The organism is Streptomyces sp. NBC_01190 (assembly GCF_045039895.1).
Lineage (GTDB): Bacteria > Actinomycetota > Actinomycetes > Streptomycetales > Streptomycetaceae > Actinacidiphila.
The window spans coordinates 3,088,085-3,109,813 of record NZ_CP108580.1 but is presented as its reverse complement, the minus strand read 5'-3'; the positions used below and the strand labels follow the sequence as shown (position 1 = coordinate 3,109,813).

Annotated in this window: 15 protein-coding genes and 1 pseudogene; 10 read left to right on the top strand and 6 right to left on the bottom strand. The window is 72.0% G+C overall.

Going from position 1 to position 21,729, the window contains the following annotated elements; genetic code table 11:
- The first annotated feature begins 82 nt into the window (after positions 1 to 82).
- The 3 genes and pseudogenes from OG519_RS12955 to thpR all read left to right on the top strand — a co-directional run bounded on the left by OG519_RS12955 (position 83) and on the right by thpR (position 2,980).
- Positions 83 to 460, top strand: coding sequence for a MarR family transcriptional regulator (locus OG519_RS12955; RefSeq protein WP_405592696.1), 378 nt, complete (start codon positions 83 to 85; stop codon positions 458 to 460).
- 118 nt (positions 461 to 578) lie between these two features.
- Positions 579 to 1,904: pseudogene (locus tag OG519_RS12950) on the top strand (MFS transporter); the annotation flags it as partial.
- Between the two features lie 395 nt (positions 1,905 to 2,299).
- A complete protein-coding gene (gene thpR / locus OG519_RS12945) occupies positions 2,300 to 2,980 on the top strand; it encodes an RNA 2',3'-cyclic phosphodiesterase (protein ID WP_405582750.1) in 681 nt (226 codons plus the stop codon).
- 175 nt (positions 2,981 to 3,155) lie between these two features.
- Here thpR and OG519_RS12940 read toward each other — a convergent pair whose 3' ends face one another.
- Both OG519_RS12940 and OG519_RS12935 read right to left on the bottom strand, forming a co-directional pair.
- A complete protein-coding gene (locus OG519_RS12940; RefSeq protein WP_405582749.1) occupies positions 3,156 to 4,148 on the bottom strand; it encodes an aldo/keto reductase in 993 nt (330 codons plus the stop codon).
- An 81-nt stretch (positions 4,149 to 4,229) separates the two neighbouring features.
- Positions 4,230 to 4,910 (bottom strand): GDSL-type esterase/lipase family protein, encoded by a 681-nt coding sequence (locus tag OG519_RS12935; protein ID WP_405582747.1) that lies wholly within the window; start codon positions 4,908 to 4,910, stop codon positions 4,230 to 4,232.
- 46 nt (positions 4,911 to 4,956) lie between these two features.
- On the opposite strand from OG519_RS12935, the gene OG519_RS12930 reads away from it, so the two are divergent.
- Positions 4,957 to 6,078 (top strand): hypothetical protein, encoded by a 1,122-nt coding sequence (locus OG519_RS12930; protein WP_405582745.1) that lies wholly within the window; start codon positions 4,957 to 4,959, stop codon positions 6,076 to 6,078.
- Positions 6,079 to 6,176: 98 nt separating this feature from the next.
- Here OG519_RS12930 and serC read toward each other — a convergent pair whose 3' ends face one another.
- Positions 6,177 to 7,295: a phosphoserine transaminase gene (serC, locus tag OG519_RS12925; protein WP_405582743.1), complete on the bottom strand. Its 1,119-nt coding sequence runs from the start codon at positions 7,293 to 7,295 to the stop codon at positions 6,177 to 6,179.
- A gap of 148 nt (positions 7,296 to 7,443) precedes the next feature.
- On the bottom strand, positions 7,444 to 8,544 hold the full coding sequence (locus tag OG519_RS12920) for a citrate synthase 2 (protein ID WP_405582741.1): 1,101 nt from the start codon (positions 8,542 to 8,544) through the stop codon (positions 7,444 to 7,446).
- Between the two features lie 368 nt (positions 8,545 to 8,912).
- On the opposite strand from OG519_RS12920, the gene pdxH reads away from it, so the two are divergent.
- Both pdxH and OG519_RS12910 read left to right on the top strand, forming a co-directional pair.
- Complete coding sequence (gene pdxH / locus OG519_RS12915; protein WP_405592694.1) at positions 8,913 to 9,551, top strand: pyridoxamine 5'-phosphate oxidase; 639 nt, start codon at positions 8,913 to 8,915, stop codon at positions 9,549 to 9,551.
- 373 nt (positions 9,552 to 9,924) lie between these two features.
- Complete coding sequence (locus OG519_RS12910; RefSeq protein ID WP_405582739.1) at positions 9,925 to 11,277, top strand: PAS domain-containing protein; 1,353 nt, start codon at positions 9,925 to 9,927, stop codon at positions 11,275 to 11,277.
- Positions 11,278 to 11,348: 71 nt separating this feature from the next.
- Here OG519_RS12910 and OG519_RS12905 read toward each other — a convergent pair whose 3' ends face one another.
- On the bottom strand, positions 11,349 to 12,122 hold the full coding sequence (locus OG519_RS12905) for an SIS domain-containing protein (protein WP_405582737.1): 774 nt from the start codon (positions 12,120 to 12,122) through the stop codon (positions 11,349 to 11,351).
- Positions 12,123 to 12,243: 121 nt separating this feature from the next.
- Here OG519_RS12905 and OG519_RS12900 point away from each other — a divergent pair, with 121 nt between their 5' ends.
- From OG519_RS12900 to OG519_RS12890, 3 genes are all read left to right on the top strand, one after another.
- Positions 12,244 to 12,936: a metal-dependent transcriptional regulator gene (locus OG519_RS12900; RefSeq protein WP_405582735.1), complete on the top strand. Its 693-nt coding sequence runs from the start codon at positions 12,244 to 12,246 to the stop codon at positions 12,934 to 12,936.
- 363 nt (positions 12,937 to 13,299) lie between these two features.
- On the top strand, positions 13,300 to 14,199 hold the full coding sequence (locus OG519_RS12895; RefSeq protein ID WP_405582733.1) for an alpha/beta fold hydrolase: 900 nt from the start codon (positions 13,300 to 13,302) through the stop codon (positions 14,197 to 14,199).
- 699 nt (positions 14,200 to 14,898) lie between these two features.
- Positions 14,899 to 15,393, top strand: coding sequence for a hypothetical protein (locus OG519_RS12890; RefSeq protein WP_405582731.1), 495 nt, complete (start codon positions 14,899 to 14,901; stop codon positions 15,391 to 15,393).
- A gap of 227 nt (positions 15,394 to 15,620) precedes the next feature.
- Here the strand turns inward: OG519_RS12890 and OG519_RS12885 are convergent, their stop codons facing one another.
- Positions 15,621 to 20,531 (bottom strand): FtsK/SpoIIIE domain-containing protein, encoded by a 4,911-nt coding sequence (locus tag OG519_RS12885; protein WP_405582729.1) that lies wholly within the window; start codon positions 20,529 to 20,531, stop codon positions 15,621 to 15,623.
- 422 nt (positions 20,532 to 20,953) lie between these two features.
- Between OG519_RS12885 and OG519_RS12880 the strand changes: the two genes are divergently transcribed.
- Positions 20,954 to 21,715 carry a hypothetical protein gene (locus OG519_RS12880; RefSeq protein ID WP_405582728.1) on the top strand — a complete coding sequence of 254 codons (762 nt, stop codon included), beginning with the start codon at positions 20,954 to 20,956 and terminating at the stop codon, positions 21,713 to 21,715.
- Positions 21,716 to 21,729 lie beyond the last annotated feature (14 nt).

Genomic DNA, 21,729 nt, shown 5'->3' with positions numbered 1-21,729 from the left:
CTAGGTAATGAGCTAATCTAACTAAGTGACCGAACTGTCCGAGGACGACCGCGCCGCCGTCAACGAGCTGCGGGGCGCCGTGATGCGGCTCTCCCGCCGGCTCCGCAGCCAGCGCGTCGACGAGTCGCTCAGCCCGACCGAGATGTCGGTGCTGAGCACCCTGGCCCGCTGCGGGTCCGCGACCCCCGGTGAGCTGGCCCGCAAGGAGCATGTCCAGCCCCCGTCGATGACCCGCATCGTGGCGATGCTGGAGGCCAAGGACCTGGTCCGCCGCGAGCCGCATCCGGACGACCGGCGCCAGGTGGTGGTCAGTCGTACCGAGCAGGCCGCGGCGATCCTCGCCGAGAGCCGCGACAAGCGGAACGCCTGGCTGGCCCAGCTCGCCGAGGGGCTCAGCGCGGAAGAGCTGGCGGTGCTGCGCGAGGCGGCACCCGTCCTGGAAAAGCTCGCCCACCTCTGAGCGCTGAAAGCTCACCGAAGCCCAGCGCAAGCACGTCGACCAACACTTACAGCACTCACCACGCTCACACCACCGAACGAACACCCGAGAACACCGGAGAAGGGAAGGCGAGTACCGATTGAGTTCGGCAGCCGGAACAGACACCGCCACCGAACCTGAGGAACCCGGACGGTCCGCAGGGAAGACCGGAACCTTCAGCGCTCTCAAGATCCGCAACTACCGGCTCTTCGCGACTGGTGCCGTCATCTCCAACACCGGCACCTGGATGTCGCGGATCGCCCAGGACTGGCTGGTCCTCAGCATCACCGGCTCGTCCTTCGCGGTGGGCATCACCACCGCGCTGCAATTCCTGCCCATGCTGCTCTTCGGCCTCTACGGCGGGGTGATCGCCGACCGCTACCCGAAACGGCAGATCCTGCTGTGCAGCCAGGCCGCCCTCGGCCTGCTGGGCCTGAGTCTGGCAGGACTGACGCTCGGCGGCGTCGTCCAGGTGTGGCACGTCTACACCATCGCGTTCCTGCTCGGCATGGTCACCGTCGTCGACAACCCCACCCGGCAGACCTTCGTGGTGGAGATGGTCGGCCCGTCGGTGATGCGCAACGCCGTCTCGCTCAACGCCGCCAACTTCCAGGCCGCCCGGCTTGTCGGCCCCGCCGTCGCCGGTGTGCTGATCACCGCCGTCGGCAGCGGCTGGGCCTTCCTGATCAACGGCCTCTCCTTCATCGCCCCGCTCACCGGGCTGCTGCTCATGCGCACCTCCGAGCTGCACGCCATCGAACGGGCGCCGCGCCGCGGCAAGGGCCAGCTCCGCGAGGGCCTGCGGTACGTGGCCGGCCGGCCGGAACTCATCTGGCCGATCGTGCTCGTCGGCTTCATCGGCACCTTCGGCTTCAACTTCCCGATCTGGCTGTCCGCCTTCGCCAACAAGGTCTTCGACAGCGGCGCCGGTACGTACGGCCTGTTCAACACGCTGATGGCGGCCGGTTCACTGCTCGGCGCGCTGCTCGCCGCCCGCCGGACCAGGACCCGGCTGCGGATGCTGGTGGCCGCGGCGCTGCTCTTCGGCGTCCTTGAGGCGCTGGCCTCGGTCGCCCCCGCCTTCTGGCTCTTCGCCGCGCTGCTGCTGCCCATCGGCATCTTCGGGATGACCTTCAACACCTCGGCCAACGCCAGCGTGCAGCTCGCCACCGAGCCGGTGATGCGGGGCCGGGTGATGAGCCTCTACATGATGGTCTTCGTCGGCGGCACCCCGATCGGCGGCCCGGTCATGGGCTGGGTCACCGACAAGTACGGGGCCAGGATCGGCTTTATGTCCGGCGGCCTCGTCGCCGCGGCGGCGGCCGTCGGGGTCGGTGTGGTGCTGGCCCGGGCCGGCGGACTGCGGCTCCGGCTCAACCTGCGGCGGGCGGCGGGCCGGCCGCTGGTCGCCTTCGTCCCCAAGGACGGCATGGTGGCGCCCGGTCCCGCCGACGAGCTGGAGATACGTGAGGTCGGGGTGGGTGAGCCGGCCGGGACGGCGGCCGAGCGGTCACCGGACGCCGAGCGGCAGGGTGCGGGCCGGCCGGTCGCGGACTCCGCCGATCGCTCCCACGGGTCCGACGGCTCCTGCGACGCCCAGGGCCCCGACCGCTCGGGCCGCTCGGGCCGTTCCGACTCCGACCGTTCCGGCTCCGATGGCTCCGACGGGTCCGACGACTCCCAGGGCCCCGACCGTTCGGACCGTTCGGACCGCCCGGACCGTTCCTACTCCGGCGAGCCCAACGAGCCCGACGAGCCCGGCGGCCACCGAGGTCCCGGCGACGGGGACTCCGGCCTCAGCAAGCGGCTGACGTCCACCGGATGAGGCTCTTCGTCGCGCTGCTGCCGCCCCCGGACCCGGTCAGGGAACTCAGCGCGGCGCTCTCGGCCGTGCGCCGGCTCGGCGACGCGGCCGCGCTGCGCTGGACCGAGCCGGCCGGCTGGCACTTCACCCTCGCCTTCCTCGGCGAGGTACCCGACGCGGTACGGCCCGAGCTGCACCGGCGGCTCGGCGGGGCCGCGGCCGCCGACCGCCCGCACGAGCTGCGGCTGGCGGGCGCTGGCCGGTTCGGCGGGCGCGCGCTGTGGGTCGGCGCGGACGGCGACCTGCCCGGGCTGGTCCGGCTCGCCGAGTCCGTACGGGCCGCCGCTCGGGCGGCCGGGGCGGCCGCGGACGAGACGTACGGCTTCGCGCCGCATCTGACCGTGGCCCGTACGTCCGGGGTCCCCCGCGAGCGGGCCCGCGACCGGTCCAGGACGGCTCCGGGCGGGTCCCGGACTGGGCCGCGCCCGGGAGCCGACCTGCGGCCCTTCGTGGCCGCGCTCGACGGCTTCCGGGGCGCCCCCTGGACGGCGGCCGACCTCAGCCTGGTCAGCAGCGTTCCCGCTGACCCCGCCGGGCCGGACACCCCCGCCGACGCCCCCCGCTACACGGCGCTCGCCCACTGGCCGTTGGGCCGTCCGGGAGGCCCGGCCGAAACCGGCACCCACCCGGCCGGTTAACCTCGTCGCGTGGACCCCAAGACCCGTACCCGAGTGATGACCGCCGCTTTCGTCCTGATGCTCGTGGTCGTGATCGTCACCGCCGCGGTCCGCTGATCCCGCCGCTTCGCCGACACGGCCGCCGCGGCCGGGGGAAGGAAGCCCCGCCGGCCGCCGCGGCCGTTCCGCCACGCCACTACCAGGCGAAGGCCTCAGGGGAGGGCCCGGGGCCGGGGAAGATCTCGTCGAGAGCGGTGAGGAACTCCTCGGACAGCTTCAACTCGATCGCCCGCAGCGCCGAGTCGAGCTGCTCCTGAGTGCGCGGGCCGACGATCGGACTGGTCACACCGGGCCGGGTCAGCAGCCATGCCAGACCGACATCACCGGGCGCCATGTCGTACTTGTCGCACAAGTCCTCGTATGCCTGGATCGAGGCCCGCTGCTGCTCGGACTCCAGCGCCTCCGCGGACCGGCCGCTGGTGGACCGGGCGCCGCCGCCCTCGCGCTGCTTGCGCACCGCCCCGCCGAGCAGCCCGCCGTGGAGCGGCGACCAGGGGATCACCCCGAGGCCGTACGACTCCGCCGCCGGGATCACCTCCATCTCGGCCCGCCGCTCGATCAGGTTGTACAGGCACTGCTCGCTGACCAGCCCCAGCGAACCGCGCCGGGCGGCGGCCTCGTTGGCCTGGGCGATGTGCCAGCCGGCGAAGTTGCTCGACCCGGCGTAAAGGATCTTGCCCTGCTGGACCAGGACGTCGATCGCCTGCCAGATCTCCTCCCACGGGGTGGCCCGGTCCACGTGGTGGAACTGGTAGATGTCGATGTAATCGGTGCCCAGCCGCTTCAGGCTCGCCTCGACGGCCCGGCGGATGTTGACCGCGGAGAGCTTGTCGTGGTTCGGCCAGGGCTCGCCCTCGGCCATGTAGCCGTTGACCTTGGTGGCGAGCACCGTCTTGTCGCGGCGCCCGTCGCCCTTGGCGAACCAGGTGCCGATGATCTCCTCGGTGCGGCCCTTGTTCGCGTCGAAGCCGTACACGTTCGCGGTGTCGAAGAAGTTGACGCCCGCGGCGAGTGCCGTGTCCATGATCGTGTGACTGTCGGCCTCATCGGTCTGCGGACCGAAGTTCATGGTGCCGAGCACCAGACGGCTGACCTTGAGACCCGTTCGTCCGAGCTGTGTGTACTCCATATTTCAACAAAAGCCCTTGGAGTGCGCTCGAATCAAGGCCTCGGCCTGCCATCGTCCGCGCGGGGCCTGGAAGTTGGCAGGTCAGCCGAGGCGGTACGGCTCGCCGACGCCCCACGCCCGGTGCATCGCGTCGGCGAAGGCCGCCGCCAGTTTGTGCTCGCCCGTCCGGTTCGGGTGCGTGCCGTCGTAGGTGTCCACCAGGATGTCGTAGCCGGCCGGGCGCGAGGCCATCAGCAGCGGCGAGTCGGGGGAGTCCAGCTCTGCCACCACCTTCGCGGTCCGCTCGTTCAGCTCGGCGCACTGACCGGCGAAGTCCGGGTCCAGATCGGCCCGGATGTTGGGGATCACCGGCAGCAGCACCATCCGCATCCGCGGCCTGGCCGCCCGCGCCTCGGCGATGAAACGGGCCACGTTCGCCGCCGTGTGCTCGGCGTCGGAGTAGAAGCCCAGGTCGATCAGCCCGAGCGAGACCAGCAGCACGTCCGGACGGTGCTCGCGGACCACCTCGCCGATCTGCGGGACCATGTGCAGCCAGCCCTCGCCCCAGCCCGCCAGATGACGGCGGGCGTGCCGGGGGAACGCCGGATCGGCGTAGTCGGCGGAGACCGCGGCGTCCGCCGCCGCGTCGTAGAGCGTGTCGCGCGGTCCCACCACGGCGAACGGCTCGCCCACCTCCCGCAGGTGCTGCCACATGCGATAGCGCCAGGTGAAGTCGCCGGCCGAACCGACGGTCATCGAGTCGCCGACGAAGAGGTAACGCATGCGGGGCATCATCCCCGACTGGGGACCGACCAGGGACACTGGGGGCATGCGCGTCCCTCCGCACAGCACCTCCCGGGCCTCAGCCCCGCCCGCTCCGGCCGCCCTCGGCGTGCTGGTCGCCGTCATCGCCGTCGCCGTCGCCACCCTCGCGCTGGTCGGCGGCTCCGCCGGGGTCGCCGACGCCGACAGCGGGCCCTCGGTCGCCTTCCACATCAGCGACCAGCGGATCACCGAGTCCAGCGGGCTCGCGGCCAGCCGCGCCCACCCCGGCGTCTACTGGACGCACAACGACAGCGACGACGGCCCGTACGTCTACGCGATCGACGGCGCCACCGGCAAGACCGTCGCCAAGGTGACGATGCGCGGCATCTCGGCCCGGGACGTGGAGGCGATCTCGCTCGGCCCCGACGGGGACCTCTACGTCGGCGACATCGGCGACAACCTCAACGGCACCTGGCCGGAGGTGTGGATCTACCGCTTCCCCGAGCCCAAGCGGCTCCACGACCAGACGGTGGACGTGACCCGCTACACCGTCCGCTACGCCGACGGGCCGCGCAACGCCGAGGCGCTGATGGTCCAGCCCAAAACGGGCCGGGTCTACATCGCCAGCAAGAACGAGGACGGCGGCCACCTCTACGAAGGCCCGGCCAAGCTCCACCCGAACGGCGTCAACATCTTCCGCCGGATCGCCGACGTGCCCTGGGTGACCGACGGCGCCTTCTCGCCCGACGGCAGCCGGCTGGTGCTGCGCGGCTACTTCTGGTCCACCGACTACCGCTGGAGCGGCGACCGCCCGCAGAAGATCGGCAGCCTCGACGTACCCCTGGAGCGGCAGGGCGAGTCGGTGACCTACACGACCGACGGCCGGGCGCTGATGTACGGCAGCGAGGGGGCCGACAGCGAGGTCTGGCGGGAACCGCTCAGCGGCAAGGACCTGCCCGCCGACGTGACCGCCTTGGCGGGGTCGTCAGGCTCATCAGGGTCGTCAGGGTCGGCTGGGTCTTCGTCGGGTGCCCATGGCGGCGCGGCCGGCACCTCATCGACCGATGGCACCTCGTCGACCGGCCGCCCCAAGGTGGTGGGCCTCGGCCTGCTCCTGGGCATCGGCGTGGTGGGCGTGGGCGTGCGCAACCTCGCCCGCCGCCGGCGCGAGCAGGCGCGGCGCTAGCGGCGGGGTGGGTGGCGCGTTACGGCGGCGGGCCGCCGGGAGGGGGTCCGCCGCCGTTTCGTTGCCGCGACGTCAGGTCAGGGACGCGCGGCCTCGTATCAGAGCTTGCCGATGACGTAGTCGACGCAGGCGGTCAGGGCCTCGACGTCGGCCGGGTCCACGGCCGGGAACATCGCGACGCGCAACTGGTTGCGGCCGAGCTTGCGGTAGGGCTCGGTGTCCACGATCCCGTTGGCCCGCAGCACCTTCGCCACCGCGGCGGCGTCGATGCCGTCGGCGAAGTCGATGGTCCCGACGACCTGCGAACGCTGCGCCGGGTCGGCCACGAACGGGCTCGCGTACGACGCCTGCTCCGCCCAGCCGTAGAGCTTCGCGGACGACTCGGCGGTGCGGTCCACCGCCCACTTCAGCCCGCCCTGGCCGTTGATCCACTCGAGCTGCTCCTTGAGCAGGAAGAGGGTGGACAACGCCGGGGTGTTGTACGTCTGGTTCTTCGAGGAGTTGTCGATCGCGGTCGGCAGGTCGAAGAACGCCGGGATGTGCCGGCCGGACGCGGCGATCGCCGCCGCCCGTTCCAGCGCCGCCGGCGAGAACGTGGCCAGCCAGAGCCCGCCGTCGGCCGCGAAGGACTTCTGCGGCGCGAAGTAGTAGACGTCCGTCTCGGCGATGTCGACCGGCAGGCCGCCCGCGCCCGAGGTGGCGTCCACCAGGACCAGCGCGTCCTCGTCGGCGCCCGGCACCCTGTTGATCGGCATGGCGACACCGGTGGAGGTCTCGTTGTGGGTGAGCGCGTAGACGTCCACGCCCGGCTCGGCCACCGGCTGCGGGTGCGAACCCGGGTCGGCGGAGATCACCGCCGGGTCGGCCAGCCACGGCGCCAACTCGGCGGCCTTGGCGAACTTCGAGGAGAACTCGCCGAAGGACAGGTGCTGGGACTTGGCCGTGATCAGGCCGTGCGTGGCGATGTCCCAGAAGGCGGTGGAGCCGCCGTTGCCGAGCACCACCTCATAGCCGTCGGGGAGGGTGAAGAGCTGGCGGATGCCGTCACGGACCTGACCCACCAGGTTCTTCACCGGCGCCTGCCGGTGCGAGGTGCCGAGCAGGGAGGTCCCGGTGGCGGCCAGCGCGTCGAGCGCCTGCGTCCGTACCTTGGAGGGGCCCGACCCGAACCGTCCGTCGGCGGGCTTGATGTCAGCGGGAATCTGAATATCGGCCACGGGGCGAGCGTAGTGCGTGACGGATGCGTTTCGGTGAGTGTCCCATCGGGTGAGACAGCGCTGTTCGAAGGGGTCGAGGGCGTACCCCGGCGCCCGCCCGGCCGTGTACGAAGGCGGCAGGACCGGGGTGCTCGGCGGCCGCACGCCGTCAGTGCGCCACCGCCGTGTACCCCTCGACCTCCTGTGGGCTGCGGCTTTCCGGGCCGACATAACGGGCGGAGGGGCGGATCAGCCGGCCGGTGCGTTTCTGCTCCAGGATGTGCGCCGACCAGCCGGCGGTGCGCGCACAGGTGAACATCGAGGTGAACAGGTGTGCGGGCACCTCGGCGAAGTCCAGCAGGATCGCCGCCCAGAACTCCACATTGGTGGCCAGCACCCGGTCGGGACGGCGCGCGTTCAGCTCGGCGAGCGCCGCCGACTCCAGCGCGGCGGCGGCCTCGTAGCGCGGCGTGCCCAGCTCCCTGGCGGTCCGGCGGAGCACCCTGGCCCGCGGGTCCTCCGCCCGGTAGACGCGGTGCCCGAAGCCCATCAGCCGGTCGCCCCGGTCGAGCACCGCCCGGACGTACCCCTCGGCGTCGCCGGTCCGCTCGACCTCCTCGATCATGCCGAGCACCCGCGAGGGCGCGCCCCCGTGCAGCGGCCCCGACATCGCGCCGACCGCGCCGGAGAGCGCCGCGGCCACATCGGCGCCCGTCGAGGCGATCACCCGGGCGGTGAAGGTGGAGGCGTTCATGCCGTGCTCGGCGGCCGAGCACCAGTAGGCGTCAATGGCGGCGACGTGGCGCGGGTCGGGTTCGCCGCGCCAGCGGATCATGAAGCGCTCGGCGATCGAGCGCGCCTGGTCGATCTCACCCTGAGGCACCATCGGCACGCCCTGCCCGCGCGCCGACTGGGCCACGTACGACAGCGCCATCACAGCCGCCCGGGCCAGATCGTCCCTGGCCTCCTGGGCGTCGATGTCCAGCAGCGGCTTCAGCCCCCAGACCGGGGCGAGCATGGCCAGCGCGGACTGGACGTCGACCCGCACGTCGCCCGAGTGCACCGGGATCGGGAAGGGCTCCGCCGGCGGCAGACCCGGGTTGAACTTCCCGTCCACCAGCAGGCCCCACACGTTTCCGAACCCCACGTGGCCGACGAGGTCCTCGATGTCGACCCCTCGGTAGCGCAGCGCGCCACCCTCCCGGTCCGGCTCGGCGATCTCCGTCTCGAACGCGACGACTCCTTCGAGTCCCGGAACGACGTCGGACATGAGGCGGCTCCTCTGGTGCGGGGGCGGGGGCGGGGGCGGGGGTTCTGGGGTGCGGGGCGTGGCGGGGTGAGTGGGTGGTTGGGCGTCCTGGGGGGTGCGGGTCGTCGGGGTACGCGTGCCGCTGACGATTCTCGCTGCCGGGGGGCGTGGCGGACCGGGTGAAACGCCGCGTATCCGTACGCCGGGGCCCGCTCGGGCGGCGGCCACCGGCGACGGCGGCCGGACTCCTGCAAGATGTGCGGGTGCGAGAACCACGAGAGCCCCATGAGGGACGCGACCGGGCGGTGCCCGCCGAGGAACCGGCCGCGCGGGCCGTACACGTCGAGGAGCCGGCGGCACGGGCCGTACCCGGCGACGACCCGGCGGCCATGCGCAAGCAGTACCAGGCGGCCGGCCTCGACGAGACGGAGCTGGCGGCCGACCCCTACGAGCAGTTCGCCCACTGGTTCGCGGACGCCGTGCGGGCCGCCGGGAACGGCGCGCTCACCGAGCCCAACGCGATGATCGTCTCCACGGCGGCCCCGGACGGCGTCCCCAGCTCCCGTACGGTGCTGCTCAAGGGCTACGACCCGCGCGGCTTCGTCTTCTTCAGCAACTACGGCTCGCACAAGGGCCGCGAACTCGCCGCCAATCCGTATGTCTCGCTGCTCTTCCCCTGGCACCCGATCGCCCGCCAGGTGATCGTCGCCGGCCGGGCCGAGCGGGTCACGGCGGCGGAGACCGAGGCGTACTTCCACAGCCGGCCGTACGGCTCGCGGCTCGGCGCGCGGGCCAGCGAGCAGTCGAGCGTGGTCGCCTCGCGGGCCGTGCTGGAGGAGGCGTACGAGGAGCAGGCCGCCCGCTGGCCGACCGGTACGCGGGTGCCGGTGCCCGAGCACTGGGGCGGCTATCGGGTGGTCGCGGCGAGCGTCGAGTTCTGGCAGGGGCGGGAGAACCGGCTGCATGACCGCCTGCGGTATGCGCGGGAGGACGGCGGGCGGTGGCGGGTGGAGCGGCTGGCGCCGTAGGAGGCGGGGGCTTCCGGCTGGGTCGGGTCCAGGTCGGGTCCGGTCCGGGCTGGGTCCTGGTCGGATCCGGTCCTGGTCCGGACGGGAACGCAAACGACCCGCGGGCTGCTCCCCGGAGCCAGGTGGCTCCGAGCACCGGCCGGACAAGTCCGACGAGCCCGCGGGCCGGGTGAACTGCGTGGGATTGGCGAGCAATGTGCACGCCGAGTGCGCGGTGCTAGCCCGCAGTCACCTCACGTGTCCGACTGCAACTCATGCTTCAGACCACCTCCCTTCGTGTGTACCTCCACACTAAAAAGCGATCCGGCAAACGCACAACTGATTTATGTAAATCTCCTGTGACACAGGGCACACCCGGGTTGAATGGTGTGCCGTGCAGCCATTCGATGCGCAACCCAAGGGCGATGAGCAGTTGCTGGCCGCGCTGCTGGACGGGATGGAAGCGGGCTTGTGCGCTTTCGACCGGGACGGCGTGGTCACCCACTGGAACACCGAGGCCGTCCGGATCCTCGGCTGGAGCGCCGAGGAGGCCATCGGCCGCAAAGGCTTCGGCGGCTGGGCGGCGCGGGCCGCCGACGCCCGGGGCACCGAGGAACGACTCCTCGCGGCGATGGACGCCCCGGGACGCCAGGTGCACGAGTTCGCGCTGCTGACCAAGGACGGCCGCCGGGTGCTGGTCCGCGCCCAGACCGCCGCGGTGGCCGGCGCCGACGGTCGCCCGGCCGGCGTCTACTGCGCCTTCTCCGAGGTGCACGCGCAGATCGACCTGGAGCGCTCCATCGCGCTCAGCGAGTCGCTCTTCGCCGAGGCCTCCTGGGGCGTGGTCCTCATAGACGCGGATCTGCGGCCCGCCGTGGTCAACGAGCAGGCGGCCCGGCTGATGCGCTCCGGCCGCGACGCGCTGCTCGGCAGGCCGCTCGGCGATCTCCTCGACCAAGGCGTCGAGGAGTTGGAGAACACCTTCCAGCACGTACTCGCCGAAGGCGTCTCACCGGCCGGTGTGGAGGTGTGGGTCAGTCTGCGCGGAGACCCGACCGGCGCCCGGTACTGCTGGCGCAGCGGTTTCGTGCTGCTCGGCTCCCCGCTCGGCGAGGAGCCGGTGCCGCTCGGCGTCGGCTGGCTCTTCGCCGACGTCACCGAGCAGAAGACGGTCGAGCAGCAGAGCACCCGGATACGTTTCCGCTACCAGCAGCTCCACCGCGCCGACCGGGCCGCCGCCGAGTGCGAGAACGCCCTTGAGGCGGCCCTGCTCCAACTGGACTTCGCGCTCGCCGGATTCGCCGACCACGCGCTGGTCGACCTCGCGGACGCCGGCGGGCGGCTGGTCCGGATCGCCGCCACCCCCGACGGCGAGAAGGGCCCCGCCCTGCCCCTGGACGGCAATGCCGTGCCGGTCGGCTACGAGACCGGCCACCCCGTGCTCCAGGCGGTGGAACGGCTCGGCACGGTGCGCAGCAGCTTCGCCGCCTCCGACCCGGCCGACCAGGCGCCCCGGGAGCGTACCGACGCGTGGGCGGCGGCCAGGCGCTGGCCGCCGGGCACGATGCACGCGCTCACCACGGTGCTGCGCAGCCGGGGGCGTACGGTCGGGGCGCTCACCTTCCTGCGGACCTCCGGCCGGCGCGTCTTCGACCGGGCGGACGCGGCGTACGGGGAGGACGTGGCGGCGAGGGTCGCGATGGCGCTGGACCTGGCGGGCTCGGTGGGGCCGGCGGGGAGTCGCTAGGGGCGGCGGCGGGGTGGCTGTGGGTGCCGCGGGCCGGACGTTTGGTCGGTGGCGCGGCGATTGTGGGTGGGTCAGCGGCGGGCGGAGTGGCGGAAGAAGATCCGGTCCCGGTGCTCCTCGAAGACCTGGCTGTTCCACGCGTGGCCGCCGTCCACATTGCCCGAGCGGATCATGGGCGGGGTGATGCCACGGGCGGCCAGATCGGCGGCGGCCGTGGCGACGACCGCCTGCATCAGCGCGCTGGTCACCACCGTTGACGCGGGACCGAAGGGCGCCGGTATCGCGTCGTCGGCCAGCTCCGCGTCGCCCACCGCGATCTTGGAGTCCAGCACGATGTCGCAGTGGTCCTTGAGGAACGTCCCCGAGGCGTGGCGCGACCGGGTCCCCGCCGCGTAGGCGACCGACGTCACACCGATCACCGTCACCCCGAGCGCGCGGGCGCGCTGCGCCATCTCCACCGGCAGGGTGTTGCGGCCGGACAGCGATATCACGAAGAGCACGTCCCCGGCCCGCACCGGACTTGTCTCCAATACGACGGTCGCCAGACCCTCGACTCTCTCCAGCGCGCTGCCGAGGGTGGCCGGCACCACGTCCACCCCGGTGGCACCGGGGACCGTGAGCAGATTCACCAGGGCGAGCCCGCCCGCCCGGTACACCACGTCCTGGGCCGGCAGCGAGGAGTGTCCCGCACCGAAGGTGAACACCCTGCCACCTGCGGCGATGGCGTCGGCCACGGCGGTGGCCGCGGCCTTGATCCCGGCCCCCTCCTCGTCCCTGACCCGGCCCAGCAGGGCGATGGCAGCATCGAGATACCGGTCCGACAAGGGCCGTGGGGGCTCACTCATGCGGATCACCGTGGGGCCCGCGAGCTAGCGGTGTCAAGACGGGAATCCGACATCGGGGCCGCTTGTCGGTTGGATGCGTCAGAATTGACCGAGGGCCACGCACAAGTACACGAGAGGCGCGATGTCCGGACTGATCGATACGACGGAGATGTACCTCCGCACCATCCTGGAGCTGGAAGAGGAGGGTGTGGTCCCGATGCGTGCCCGGATCGCGGAGCGGCTCGACCAGAGCGGCCCGACGGTCTCCCAAACGGTCGCACGCATGGAGCGCGACGGGCTGTTGCACGTCGCCGGGGACCGGCATCTGGAATTGAGTGACGAAGGCCGCCGGACGGCGACCCGGGTGATGCGGAAACACCGCATCGCGGAATGCCTGCTGGTCGATGTGATCGGCCTGGAGTGGGAACAGGTGCACGCGGAGGCGTGCCGCTGGGAACACGTGATGAGCGAGGCGGTGGAGCGGCGGGTGCTGGAGCTGTTGCAGCACCCGACCGAGTCGCCGTACGGCAACCCCATCCCCGGCTTGGAGGAGCTGGGCGAGTCGGGCGCCGCTGACCCCTTCCTGGAGGAGGGGATGGTCAGCCTCAACGAGCTCCGGCCCGGTGAGGCGGGGGCCAGCGTGGTGGTCCGCCGGATCGGCGAGCCGATCCAGACCGACGCACAGGTGATGTACACCTTGCGGCGGGCCGGTGTGCAGCCGGGCGCTGTGATCAGTGTGACGAGCGCGCCGGGCGGTGTGCTGGTCGGCAGTGGCGGTGAGGCGGCCGAGCTGGACTCCGAGATCGCCTCGCATGTGTTCGTGGCGAAGAGGTGAGCGGTGGCTGACCCGCCCGACAGGTCGAGTGCTGGGCCCCGGCGCCGCTTTACGGCGCCGGGGCCTTCCCCCCTGCGACCCCCCTTTGGGTCCCCCCTCTTGTCCCCTCCCTGATCCCTCCCCGACCCCCTCCTGATCCCCCGATTCCCCCCGGCTTCCCCCTCGGCGGACCCGGGACCCCGAGCTTCCCGAGTACCTCCGTCGCGGTCCGCTTCCCCTTCGCACCGCGCCCCGCTGGAGTCCTCCCCTCGGCGTCCGTGGCCAATCCCGGTGCCTTGTCACTCGAACGAGGGGTGTTGGCCGCGCCGCCCACTTGTTCGAATAAGAGTTCGATAGCGTGTGGGGCGGATGGAGGTGCGGCAGATGATCCAGCGGCACGAGGTGCGGGGTGCGGGCGATGTACGCCTCGCGGCCTGGGAATTCGCGGGGGCGGACACCGTCGGGGTCCCCGGTCCGCCCGGCGGACGCCCCGGCGTGCTGATGCTGCACGGGCTGCTCGGCCGCGCCTCGCACTGGGCGCCGACCGCCCGCCGGCTCGCCCCGCACTACCGGGTGCTCGCCCTCGACCAGCGCGGCCACGGCCGCAGCGGCAAGCCCGGCGGCCCTTACACGCCGGACGCGTATGTCGCGGACGCCATCGCCGCGGTCGAACAGCTCGGCCTGGCCCCGGTCACCCTTGTCGGCCACTCCATGGGCGCGCTCACCGCCTGGCAGTGCGCCGCCCGTCGGCCCGATCTGGTCGCGGCCGTCGTCATCTGCGACATGCGCGCCTCCCCGGTCGGCGAGGTCAGGCAGCGCGAACTGGCCGACTGGCTGGCGAGCTGGCCGGTGCCCTTCGCCACCCTCGGCGATGTGCGGCGCTGGTTCGCGGCCGGCTGCGGCCGGACCGACTCGCCCGACCCGGTCAGGGGCGATTACTTCGCCGAGGTGATGGAGGAGCGCCAGGACGGCTGGCGCCCGCTCTACGCCACGGAGCACCTGCTGCGCTCCCGCGATCCCTGGATAAGAGACGCCCACTGGGACGAGCTGGCCCATGTCACCTGCCCCGCCCTGGTCGTCCGCGGCCTCGACGGACTGCTCGGCCGCGCCGAGGCCCAGGAGATGGTCCGGGTCCTGCCCCGGGGCCGATACGCCGAGATCCCCGACGCCGGCCCGCTCGTCCCCTGGGAGCAGCCCGGGGCCTGGTACGCGACGCTGGAGAGCTTCCTGCCCGAGGCGATGGGGCCCGCCGACGCGTTACAGGGGTCGGTCGGGGCGGCGTAAGCGGTGAGCCGAGCGGGGGGGCAGGGCCCGGCTCGGTCCGAGGCCGGGGCTCGGGTCCGTGGCTGGGCGGGACGGCGTGCGGCCAGGCGCCCGAGTGGGGGCCGCCCGGGGCCACGGTTCGGCACCCGGCGCTCGGCCTTCCGCGAAGCGGTGAACGGAACGGAGGCGAATCCGCGGACTACGGGAAGTCACGGACGACGCCGGCGCTACTTCCCATGGGTTGCCGGGAATTGGCCGACCACGGACCGTCTTCGACGGAAGATCGGCTTCGATACGATCGGCCGGCTCGCCGAACGGTCAAAGGGATCGAAGGGGTCGAAGGGATGATGCCTCGGCGGTGTCGGGTATCGATTTGATGACGTAGTGTCAGTCCTCGCCGAAGACGGCCACGGCGTTTATGCGAAGGTCTTTCCCGAATCGTGTCACGGCGCCGCTGATCTGCGACGCCACTGAATCGACCCTTTCCCGGCATTCCATGGAAATACGCCGGTCGCCCGCCGCACGCTTGGGCCTACTCTATTGGACATCTATGGACTGTCCGGCTTCCGTCCGCCATGGTCCTTCCACCGTCAACGCATTGGCCGGCGCACCACCCCGGGGCCTGCTGGTAACTTGCGATGCGCTGGATACGGATAGCGACATGGGGGAGTACCGATGGGTTGCCGTGGTCGTAGGTTCGCGGGAGCGGGATTCGCGGCGGTGGCCGTCGCGGCCGTGCTGACGCTGAGCGGATGCGGCGGCGACAACAACGGCGACCGCGCCCAGCAGCCCACCGCGATCGCCTCCGACTCCGCCCGGCCCACCGGCACCGCCCAGCCGAGCGGCAGCGCCCGCGGCGCGAGCCCCTCACCGAGCCCATCGCCGACGACCACCACCCCCTCGCCCACCGGGAGTGACACCCCGAGCGCCGTCCCGACCACCGGCGTCGAAGGGGTCTGGCTGGCCACGTCGGGCGGCACCAAGGTCCAACTCGTCCTGGGCAGCGACGGAAAGGCCGGCCTGACCAGCACCCATCTGTGCGGCGGCGCCTTCACCGACAAGAACGGCATCGGCCTCACCATGACCTGCATGGACGGCGACAAGGAACGCACCTCTGGCCACGGCGTACTCGCCACCGACGGCAAAACCCTCACCGTAAAGTGGACCAACGGCCCCACCGACACCTTCTCCCGCACCGGCCTCCCCAGCAACTAACCCCCCGTTCCTCCCCAGCCAGGACGCGGGGCGCCCCGACAGCCGCCCCGGGGGATGAGTGCGCCCGAGGACGACCGCCCCGACGCCTTCTCCTCCCGGCCCGGCTCGCCGCCCACGCCACCCGGAGCAGCGGGCGCGGCGCCCCGACCGGGCCCAGGTACGGCGCCCCTGAATGGCCGTCACGGAGGACGGGGTCCCGAACAGCTTCCCCGTGGACGGGTGCCCGGTCATATCGTCAGCGGGACCGTCACCGTCCGGAGTTCGCCGTCGCCGAGGTGGAGCAGTGCACGGCCCGGCGTCACCTGGGCGCCGACGTGGCCGCGGCTGAGCCGGGTACCGATCAGCTCGCCGCTCGTCATCTGCCGGGGAGAGAGCAGCGCCCCGCGGTGAGCCTTCTTGGCCTCGACCTGCCAGCCGGAGAAGCCGGCACAGACGTCCTCCTCGGCGCCGGCCAGCACCACCGCCCGGCCCCGCTCCCGGCCACCGGCGATGACCTCCTTCAGTACGTCCCCGGCGTCGCAGTCCCGCAACGTCTCGGCATCATCGACCAGCACCACCGCCGGCGCCCCGGCGGCTCCCGCCAGCACCCCGGCCAACTCGGCCGCCGACAGATCGCTCCCGGTGAACACCCGCAGCACCCCCTCGCCCCCGGCCAGTTCCCGAAGCGGTGAGGGGCGTGGCGCCGCCACCACCAACGACACCCCCTGCCGCTGCCAGCCACGGGCCAGGGCGAGCAGCAGAGTCGACCGCCCCGACCTGCCCGGCCCGCCGATCACAAACGCGGGCAGCCCCTCGGCCAGGTCGGGACCGTGGCCGGTGAGTTCGTCGCCACCCACACCGACCAGCGACCACAGCGGGCGCCGCGCAGCGTCCCTGTCCCGCAGCCCCCAGGCATCCGTGAAGGAGAGCCGCGACGGCAGCACGTCCACCCGAAACGGTCGCCGGGCACGCGGCACCCCCGCGTCCCGCTCGCCGGTCGCGGCACCGATCGCGGCCAGCGCCGCGGCCTGGCCCTGGCCGGTGGCCTCACCCGATAGCAGCGCGATCTGCGCCTCGACGCCCGACTCGGCGCGATACGCACGACCCGGCGGCAACCCGTCCCGCACCTTGCGCGGGTTGACCGAGAGCAGCGCGAAGTCCGCGCGATCCGCCATCCGGAACGCGATCTTGTCCTCGGTAAGGCCCGCGATCCGCCCCGCCATCAAGCTCCGATCGCCGGTGATGACCAGGTGAATGCCGACCGAGGCACCCTCGCGCAGGAAGGTGAGCAACTCCTCGGTGAGCGCCCCGTGGTCCAACTCCCCCAGCGAGGCGGTCCAGCCCTCCCACCGGTCCAGCAGAACCACGATGTGCGGCAGGCGCTCCTCGCCGGTCACCGCCGCCCGCTGCTCCCCGATATCGGCGAAACCGGTTCTCGCCAGTAGTTCCTGGCGTCGCGTCAACTCCGCTCGAAGCCGCTCGACCAGCCGCACCACCCGCTCGGACTGTGAACGGCTGACCACCGCCCCGCAGTGCGGCAACCTCGTCAGCGGGTTCAGCGCGCCGTTCCCGCAGTCGATCCCGTAGAGATGCAGGTCGGCGGTCGAATGGGTCCGCGCCAGCGAACCGGCGACGGTCCGCAGCAACTGTGACCGCCCCGACCGCGGCGCCCCGGCGGCGAGCAGATGCCCGAAGGTCCGGAAGTCCACGGCGAGCGCTCGCCTCGACTGCACCCGCGGAAGATCCTCGACACCGTAGGGCGCGGCCGGCAATGCGCCACCCGCCTCCGGCATCGGCATCGGCACCTCACCGATCGGCAGCACGTCGGGGAGCGCGGGCAGCCACGGGCAGTGCTGCGCGGGGATCCGCATCCGCTCATTCGCCCCGCGGATCGCCGCCACCAGCACGTCAAGGTCGGTCGTCACGTCCGCGGTGTCCTCGGCCGCCGCCGGACCTCGTGGCACGCCCCGACCGAGTCGCTCCCACTCCACCACCTCCACCCACGGCGTTGCCGGCACCTTCTCCGCCGCGTCGAGACGCCGTCCGCCCACCCGACCGGTCTGAAATGGCACCAACGAACCCGCGCCCAGCCGCACATAGGCCCGGCCCGGAGTGGACTTGGGGATGGTCCCGGCGTCCGGGGTGTCAATGACGTCGGCGGACTCGATGCCGTCGGTGACCCGCAGCGCGATCCGCAGATTGGTGTTGGCGCGGATCTCCGGCGAGACGACCCCGCTCGGGCGCTGTGTGGCCAGGAGCAGATGGATGCCCAGCGATCGGCCCCGCTGCGCGATGTTCACCAGCCCGGCCACGAAGTCGGGCAGTTCGCGCACCAGCGAGGCGAACTCGTCGATCACGATGACCAGCCGCGGCATCGGGGCGCCCTGCCGTCCCGCCGTCACCAGATCCGTGTAGTCCTCGATGTCCTTGGCGCCCGCCTCGGCCAGGATGTGCTCACGCCGCCTCAACTCCGCGCCCAGGGACTCCAGCGCCCGCTCCACCAGGTGGGCGTCGAGGTCCGTGACCATGCCGACCGTGTGCGGCAGCCGGACGCACTCCTTGAACGCCGAGCCGCCCTTGTAATCCACGAGCACAAAGGTCATCGCCTCGGGGGTGTTGGCCACAGCCAGCGACGCCACGATCGTCTGGAGCAGTTCCGACTTGCCCGAACCCGTGGTGCCGGCGATCAGCCCGTGCGGGCCGTCCCGGCGGATGTCGATGGCGAAGGGCCCGTCATAGGACTCGCCCACCACCGCCCGGGTGGACCTCGGGCTCACCCGCCAGCGGGCGGCGATGCCCTCGGCGGTCGGCGGCTCCAGGCCCAGCACATCGAGCAACCGGCTCGCCGACGGCAGCGCCGGACCCTCCGCCTCACCGCTGACGTCGCGCAGCGGCGCCAGACCGCGGGCCACCCGGGCGCACCAGGCCGGCGACACGACGTCGGGCCGCACGTGGCGAACAGGAGCGGCTCCCACCTGCTCCACCCGCAGCCGGAAAGGCGCTGTACCCGGATCCCCAGCGGTAGCCCCAGCCTGCCGCGCCTCGCCATACCAGGCGTCGTGCGACGGGAACCCGCCTCCGGGCACAACCCTCTCCGAGGCACTTCCGTTGGGCGACTCCGCCTTCCGCAGCCGCCCCCGCCCTTCCCGGAAGCCAGCCTTCGGCAATCCCCGTTTCGCGGCACCGCCCTTCGGCAATCCGATCTTCGGCGACTCAGCCTTGGGCAGTCCCACTGCCCGCAACCCGACCTTCGGTGGCCCAGCCCCGCCTCGCTGAGCCCGCGCTCGGCTGCTCGGGGCGGCCGCGCCGCCGCCGAGCCGCGAAACCGACTCACCCTGGCGGAGCCCTGCCCCGATCTTCGGCACGGCGGTGCGGCCCGGTGCCGGGACCGCGTCGTACGGCGTATCGGTCCGACCCGGTGAGGCCAGGCCACCGATCCTCGCCGCCGGAACCAACGGGACGCACGCCGCCCCGAAGGCCTCAGCGGCCGCACCGCACTCCCTCGGCCCGGCGGACTCGGTGACCGCCACGCCCTGGCACTCCGCAGGCAGAAAGCGCTCCTCGGTGTCCAGGCAGATCAGGAACATCCCGACCCCGGGCCCCTCTCGCAGCAGTTGGATCACACCGGGCAGCGCCCGCAGCCGCCGGGAGCCGTCGAGGACCACCACGATGTCGGGCCCTTTGAAGAAACCGGGCCGGTCGGCCGCCGAGCCCGCCTTCGCCCTGGCCCGCTGCCGGTCGGCGAGCACCGACAACAGCTCCGCCACACGTGCCGCGACCGTCTCCGCGTCCGTGCCCAGCAGCGCCGAGGCATCCTGTCCCTCGGGCGGTCGGGCGTGCGGCAACCACCGCACCCACTCCCAGCTCTCCCGTGCCGACCGCTCGGTGAGCACATAGAACCGAACATCGCCCGGACCGCTCAATGTCGCCGACTGCGCCACTGCCCAACGGCCGAGTCCCCGGGCCCCATCGTCCGGCGCCGCGAACCCGATCACCCCGAGTCGCCGCAGCTCAAGGGCGACCGGCGTGTCATTGAGCCCGCAAGGAATCCCGCGCCGGTGTTCCTCCTGCTCCGGATCCTCCAGCACCACATCGGAGGGCACCGTCGCCGTGCCGACCCGGATCAGCAGATGGTCAGGGTCGCCCCGCCGCCGCTCCCACAATCTGGTGCGGGGACCGGTGGCCGTGTTGAGCACGGTCGCCGGGTCGGGTGAGGCCGCCGCCCGGTCCATGCGCTCGGTGTCGAGCGCATCGCGGGCGTCCTGCTCCACACGCTCCCGGCGTTCCCGGTAGTCGGCTACCGTCCTGGCGAACGATGTGCGACCGTGCTTTCGATCCGTGAAGTAGTTGCCGACCATGACCAGTGGGCCGACCACCGCCATGATCAGATACGTCGGACGGTGCGTCAGGAACGCCACCGTCACGGCCACCAGCAGCGGCACGATCGTCATCAGCCATGGCAGCGGCCTGGCACCCGGCTCCTTCGGCGGGCTCGGCAGCCGGAAGACGGTGACGCGCTCCGGTGGCGGCAATCGCGGCGGGCGGTTGTACTCGAGTGTCACACCGTCCTCCCCCGGACGCAGGGCCGCGTTCGGCGGGACGTAGGGGCCGAGTTCCACCAGGGTGTTGCCGAGGGCGAGCTGCCCACCGAGCGGCCAGTCCCTGATCTGCTCATCCCCGACCGACACCCGGCAGGTACCGTCCTGGTTTACCGTCAGCAGTGCCGCGCGCGGGGCGAGCTCCGGATCGTCGATCCTGATCCGGGCGGCCCGGCCCCGGCCGATCTCCGCCTTGCCGATGTCGAGCCGATGCACCGCGCCGGCGTCCGGGCCGCCCACGACCCGCAGCTCCACCACACCCGTGGGTTCGCCGGGCAGGCAGCCGGCCGGGTCGTGGAGGCTCACCACCGCGCCCTCCCGCAGGGGTGACCGAGCCAGCGACGAGGCGGGATCGAGCTGGTGTCCGTCCACATACGCCACTGGAGCAGCGGACCCGCGTAACGCCCCGCCGTGGATGGATGACATCTCCGGCCCGCACCCGCCAACCTTGCGACTCAATTCGCGCACGACATCCGCGATGGTCGCCGCACAATCGGCTTCGACCACGACATCCGCGCGTGCCGCGGCGAGCAGGTCGACCACAGTCAACGACAGACGCATCTTTTCCTCATTTCCCCCGATTCGATCTGCTTGTTCTTGGACGATAACCGCTGCCGGGACACCGCCGCGTGGCCGATCCACCGGCCTGTGGATAACTCCGAGTCGAGTTGTCCACAGGCCGGAATCGGGAGTGCACATGGGGCGGGTCCGCAGTGGCAGAGTGGTCTCGGCCGGACCGAAAAGGTGGTCCGGACGGGAGCTGAGCCGTGCGGCCCGATGCTGGGCACGCCACGCGGATCGTCCTGTTCTGTAGGGGAGTTGGGTGCCTGGCATCGCGGGCAGCGCCTTGAGGGTGTTTGTCAGGCGCTGATAGCGTGCGGTGGCCTGACATCGGCCTGCAGGCTGTCGCCGGACCGGAGCGCGGCAGTCTCCTCTCTCACAACCGATACCGATGTACACGCCGGCTCGACGGGGGCATTGACGTGAAGACCAGGGAACGATCAAGCGCGGGTGGTGGCGGTGGCCGTCAGCCCGTTCCGGCGCCGGCACTCGGGGCGCCGCTGAGCGGGGAGCGGCTGCCCACGGCGCCGCGCGAACGCAAGCCCGCGCTGGCCGCGTTGGCGGTGCTGCTGATCCTGGTGGGCGCGCTCGGCGCGACCTTGATGGTGATGCGTGCGGGCGACAAGGTCTCGGTGGTCGAGGTCGTCGCACCGATTGCGGCCGGCGGAAAGATTCCCGAGGACGCCATCCGCGAAGTGATGGTCTCGGATGTCACCGACGGCAGCGACGTGAAGCTCATCAGGTGGCAACAGCGCCACGACCTGGTCACCAACTGGCGGGCGAAGACCAATCTTGTCGAGGGTTCCCTCCTCACCCAGACGATGATCAGTCAGCAGGACGAGGTGTTGACGACCGGTAAGTCCCTCGTCGGAATCTCCCTGAAGGACGGCGAGTTCCCCCCGGGTCTTCAGCCCGGCGACATCGTGGCCGCCTACCGGGTCGGTACCGACGCGGCCAAGGCACAGGAAACCACGGGTGCGGGCTCCGGCGGCGAGGCGACCGGCGCGCAGAGCACGCTCATCAACGGCCATCTGATCGTCCGGGACGTCCATCCGGGGTCGAACGGCCTCGGTGGCGACACCTCCGTCACCGTCGTCGTGGACAGCGCGGACGCCGGGAAATTGACGATCGCCGCCTCGGCCGACGAAGTCGCGCTGGCCATCGTTCCCAGCAGCATCGACTGAGCGAGCGGGCGAAG

Coding starts and splice junctions, on each gene's coding strand:
- OG519_RS12955 (WP_405592696.1), top strand. CDS start 83: ATGCGGCTCTCCCGCCGGCTCCGCAGCCAGCGCGTCGACGAGTCGCTC.
- thpR (WP_405582750.1), top strand. CDS start 2,300: ATGAGGCTCTTCGTCGCGCTGCTGCCGCCCCCGGACCCGGTCAGGGAA.
- OG519_RS12940 (WP_405582749.1), bottom strand. CDS start 4,148: ATGGAGTACACACAGCTCGGACGAACGGGTCTCAAGGTCAGCCGTCTG.
- OG519_RS12935 (WP_405582747.1), bottom strand. CDS start 4,910: ATGCGTTACCTCTTCGTCGGCGACTCGATGACCGTCGGTTCGGCCGGC.
- OG519_RS12930 (WP_405582745.1), top strand. CDS start 4,957: ATGCGCGTCCCTCCGCACAGCACCTCCCGGGCCTCAGCCCCGCCCGCT.
- OG519_RS12920 (WP_405582741.1), bottom strand. CDS start 8,544: ATGTCCGACGTCGTTCCGGGACTCGAAGGAGTCGTCGCGTTCGAGACG.
- pdxH (WP_405592694.1), top strand. CDS start 8,913: ATGCGCAAGCAGTACCAGGCGGCCGGCCTCGACGAGACGGAGCTGGCG.
- OG519_RS12905 (WP_405582737.1), bottom strand. CDS start 12,122: ATGAGTGAGCCCCCACGGCCCTTGTCGGACCGGTATCTCGATGCTGCC.
- OG519_RS12900 (WP_405582735.1), top strand. CDS start 12,244: ATGTCCGGACTGATCGATACGACGGAGATGTACCTCCGCACCATCCTG.
- OG519_RS12895 (WP_405582733.1), top strand. CDS start 13,300: ATGATCCAGCGGCACGAGGTGCGGGGTGCGGGCGATGTACGCCTCGCG.
- OG519_RS12885 (WP_405582729.1), bottom strand. CDS start 20,531: ATGCGTCTGTCGTTGACTGTGGTCGACCTGCTCGCCGCGGCACGCGCG.